This is a genomic window from Roseiarcus sp. (assembly GCF_052145395.1).
Classification (GTDB): Bacteria; Pseudomonadota; Alphaproteobacteria; order Rhizobiales; family Beijerinckiaceae; genus Roseiarcus.
Window position 1 is genome coordinate 1 of sequence record NZ_JBKQOT010000577.1, and the last position, 4,114, is coordinate 4,114.

Genomic DNA, 4,114 nt, shown 5'->3' on the forward strand with positions numbered 1-4,114 from the left:
AGGTCGAACTCGCCCGGCTCGTCGGCGTGGAGGCCTGCACCTATGTACAGGTCGCCGATTTCGCCCGGGTGGCGCCGTTCGCCAACGAGGACCTCGACCGGACGACCGGGAGCAAGACCTCCGCGGTGCATTTCCTGCGCTTCGAGCTGACGCCGGGTATGGTCGCGGCGGCCAAGTCCGGCGCGCCGATCCGGGTCGGAATCGACCATCCGTACTACAAGGCGGAGATCACCGTCTCCGACGCCACGCGCAAGTCGCTCGCGGCGGATTTGAAGTAAAGGTTACGAGTCTATCCGTAGGGCCGGCGAGAAGCGGAACCCTGCTCCCGCGGCGGACGCCGGGTGAGTTCGCGGTTTCCGACGCCAAAGCAAATCCGGGCGCGAATTCAATCTTTTCAATTGCTTGCGGCGCAAATTCCGGGCGAATCGGGTCGCGACGGTCAAGGTGGCGCCGCTTGCGGAAACCAAGGAGCGGAGCCATGCTCGACCATATCGGGATTGCAGTTGCCGACTTTGCGCGCTCGACGGCGTTCTACGAGGCGGCCCTGAAGCCGCTGGGGCTTTCCGTCATCATGGCGGTCACTGCAGAAGAGACGGGGGCCGACGCCCATGCGGGCTTTGGCGCTTCCGGCAAGCCGTTCTTCTGGATCGGAACCGGCGCCAGGCCGAAGGGCGGGACGCACGTCTGCTTCGCGGCCGACACGCGCGCCGAGGTGGACGCCTTCTATGAGGCGGCGCTCGCCGCCGGCGGAAGGGACAACGGCGCGCCGGGCCTGAGGCCGCGTTACCACGCGAACTACTACGGCTCCTTCGTACTCGACCCCGACGGCAACAACATCGAGGCCGTCTGCCACAGGCCGGCGTGATTGTCGGCGCGATCGCTGATCGCGCCACTGCGCTCGTCGCGCGTGGCTAAAAACGCCCTATTTCTTCGCGCCCGCGGCTTTGTTGGCGGGCGCTTTGCTCGCCGGCTTCTTCGCCGCCGCCGCCTTCGCCTTGCCGGGCGCGGCTTTGGTCGTCGTCGCCGGCTTTGCGGCGGTCGCCTTCGCCGGCGGTTTCGTTTCGACCTTGGCCGGGGCGGCTTTCGCCGGCGCCTTGCGCGCGGTCGGGGCAGGCTTGCCCTCGCGCTCGGCCAGCAACTCCAGCGCCTCACCGAGCGAAATCGCATCCGGCGCGATCGACTTCGGGATGGTCGCGTTGACTTTGCCCCAGTTGACGTACGGGCCGAAGCGGCCGTCGCGCACCGTCACCGGCCCGCCGTCCGGATGATCGCCGACGAGCCGGCCGGAGAAGCCGCCGCCCTCGGCCTTCGCCTTGAGCAGCGCGATCGCCCCCTCGAGCGTCAGGCTCGCCGCGTCCGTCCCCTTCGGCAGCGTTGCGTTGATCTTGCCGTGATTGACGTAGGCGCCGAAGCGGCCCTGCTTGACGCTGACCGGACCCCCGTCGGGGTGGTCGCCGAGCACGCGTCCCGCCCCGCCGCCGAAGCGCGATCCGCCCGCGCCGCTCGCCTTGGCGACGATGAGGTCGATCGCCCGGTTGGGTCCGATCTCCAGCACGTCGTCGTCGCGTCCGAGATTGGCGTAGGTCTTGCCGTGCTGGACATAGGAGCCGTAGCGGCCGATGCCGGCCAGGATCGGCTCGCCGCTCGTCGGATGGCGCGCGACCTCGCGCGGCAGGGACAGGAGCGCGAGCGCCTTCTCCACCGTCACGTCTTCCGGCTTCAAGCCGCGCGGCAGTGACGAGCGCTTCGGTTTCTCGCCCTCGCCCTGCTGCACGTATTCGCCAAAGCGGCCGTTGCGCAGGGTGATCTCGTCGCCCGTCTCCGGATCCTGACCCAGCACGCTGACGCCCGGCCGGTCGCCCTCGGCGCTTTCGGCGCCGGTCGGCGACAACACGCGGGTGAACTTGCATTCGGGATAGTTCGAGCAGCCGATGAAGGCGCCGAACTTGCCGAGCTTCAGCGACAATTGCCCCTTGCCGCAGACCGGGCAGAGGCGCGGATCGACGCCGTCGCCCCGGTCGGGAAAGATATGCGGCCCCAGGAGCGCGTTGAGGCTGTCGAGAATCTGTCCGGTGCGGAGGTCCTTGGTCTCGTCCACAGCCCCGGAGAAATCCTTCCAGAAGGCGCGCAGCAGCTCCTTCCAGTCCATCTCGTGGTTCGACACCAGGTCGAGTTGCTCCTCGAGCCCGGCGGTGAAGTCGTACTCGACGTATTTCGGGAAGAAGGATTCGAGAAAGGCCGTGACCAGCCGGCCCTTGTCCTCAGGAATGAGGCGCTTCTTCTCCAGCCGCACATAGTCGCGGTCGCGTAAGGTCGCGAGCGTCGAGGCGTAGGTCGAGGGGCGGCCGATGCCGAGCTCCTCCATCCGCTTGACCAGCGTCGCTTCGGTGTAGCGCGGCGGCGGCTCGGTGAAGTGCTGGGAGGCCTCGATCCGCTCTTTCTTGAGCTTCTCGCCGTCGCGCATTGGCGGCAGGCGGGCGGAGTCCTCGTCCTCTTCGTCGTCGCGGCCTTCCTGATAGAGCGCGAGGAAGCCAGGGAAGCGGATGACCTGGCCGGTTGCGCGGAAGTCGAGTTTTCGCGCGCCCGCCTCGGCCAGAATATCGACGGTCGTGCGTTCGAGCTCGGCGCTTTCCATCTGGCAGGCGATCGTCCGGGTCCAGATTAGCTCGTAGAGCTTCGCCTGTTCGGGCTCGAGGTGGCGGGCGACATCGCGCGGCCGGCGGGTCATGTCGGTCGGGCGGATCGCCTCGTGCGCCTCCTGCGCGTTCTTGGCCTTGGCGGTGTATTTGCGCGGCGCGTCGGGGACGTAGGCGTCGCCAAAATCCTTGCCGATCACCCGGCGCGCCGCCGTCACCGCCTCGGGCGCGAGGTCGACGCCATCGGTGCGCATGTAGGTGATGAGGCCGACCGGCCCGTCCCCGACGTCCACGCCCTCGTAAAGCCGCTGGGCGATCTGCATGGTGCGAGCGGGAGCGAGGCCGAGCTTGCGCGAGGCTTCCTGCTGCAGGGTCGAGGTGGTGAAGGGCGGGTAGGGATGGCGCTTGACCGGCTTCGATTCGATCGACGCCACCGAGAACCTGGCGTTTTCGAGAGCCGCCTCGAACGCCCTGGCCTCGTCGCCCGAACCGATGTCGAGGCGGCTGATCTTCTTGCCTTCCGCGCCGACGAGGCGGGCCATGAACGGCGCGCCGGCCTCGGTCTTGAGGTGAGCGACGATCGACCAGTATTCGCGCGCCACGAAGCGTTCGATCTCGACCTCGCGGTCGCACACGAGACGCAGGGCGACGGACTGGACTCTGCCGGCCGAGCGCGCGCCGGGGAGCTTGCGCCACAGCACCGGCGAGAGGGTGAAGCCGACGAGGTAGTCGAGCGCGCGGCGCGCCCGATAGGCGTCGACGAGCGCCTCGTCGATCTCGCGCGGATGGCGCATCGCTTCCTGCACCGCATCCTTGGTGACGGCGTTGAACACCACCCGGTCGACGCGCTTGTCCTTGAGCAGTTTCTTGTTCTTGAGAATCTCGTGGACGTGCCAGGAGATAGCCTCGCCCTCGCGGTCGGGGTCGGTCGCCAGGATCACCCGCTCGGCGTCTTTGACGGCGACGCCGATATCACTGAGCCTTTTGGCGGACTTGGCGTCGACCTCCCAGCGCATGGCGAAATCGTCGTCCGGATCGACCGAGCCGTCCTTGGCCGCGAGGTCACGCACGTGACCATAGGAGGCGTAGACCCCGTAATCCTTGCCCAGATACTTGTTGATGGTCTTCGCCTTGGCGGGCGATTCGACGATCACGACTTTCATACTTCGTCCTTCGGCGGGCCCCAGCCGAGCGGGCCGCGTGTCGGTGTCGGGCGCGGGATATGGAGAGGCGAGGCCGCCGTGTCAAATCGGGGCGGCGGCGCGGAATCGCCCGATCGTCCCAGGCGGGGATGTTTTTTGCCGAATTTGAACACGGTGGTGCAGCGACATTCGAAGCCGCAGGATTGCGCACCCCGGCGCTGGCATGCCAGAATAGCGCATTCCCCCCCCCAGAGACTTCTTACGAGGTCGCCATGGCCGAGTCTTCTCACGACAAACCCGTCTGGCTCATCACCGGCTGCTCGACCGGCTTCGGGC

General features: G+C 67.5%; 4 protein-coding genes. 3 read left to right on the top strand and 1 reads right to left on the bottom strand.

Annotated elements, in window-relative coordinates:
* Together ACLP25_RS19890 and ACLP25_RS19895 are read left to right on the top strand one after the other, a co-directional pair.
* Nucleotides 1–278 (top strand): DUF3501 family protein (locus ACLP25_RS19890; RefSeq protein ID WP_442470889.1); only part of this gene is annotated, 278 nt, incomplete at its 5' end.
* Nucleotides 279–478: 200 nt separating this feature from the next.
* On the top strand, nucleotides 479–865 hold the full coding sequence (locus ACLP25_RS19895; protein ID WP_442470890.1) for a VOC family protein: 387 nt from the start codon (nucleotides 479–481) through the stop codon (nucleotides 863–865).
* Between the two features lie 57 nt (nucleotides 866–922).
* Here ACLP25_RS19895 and topA read toward each other — a convergent pair whose 3' ends face one another.
* Entirely contained in the window at nucleotides 923–3,799 is a 2,877-nt protein-coding gene (gene topA / locus ACLP25_RS19900) for a type I DNA topoisomerase (protein ID WP_442470891.1), read from the bottom strand.
* Between the two features lie 128 nt (nucleotides 3,800–3,927).
* On the opposite strand from topA, the gene ACLP25_RS19905 reads away from it, so the two are divergent.
* Nucleotides 3,928–4,114 (top strand): hypothetical protein (locus tag ACLP25_RS19905; protein ID WP_442470892.1); only part of this gene is annotated, 187 nt, incomplete at its 3' end.

Coding starts and splice junctions, on each gene's coding strand:
- ACLP25_RS19895 (WP_442470890.1), top strand. CDS start 479: ATGCTCGACCATATCGGGATTGCAGTTGCCGACTTTGCGCGCTCGACG.
- topA (WP_442470891.1), bottom strand. CDS start 3,799: ATGAAAGTCGTGATCGTCGAATCGCCCGCCAAGGCGAAGACCATCAAC.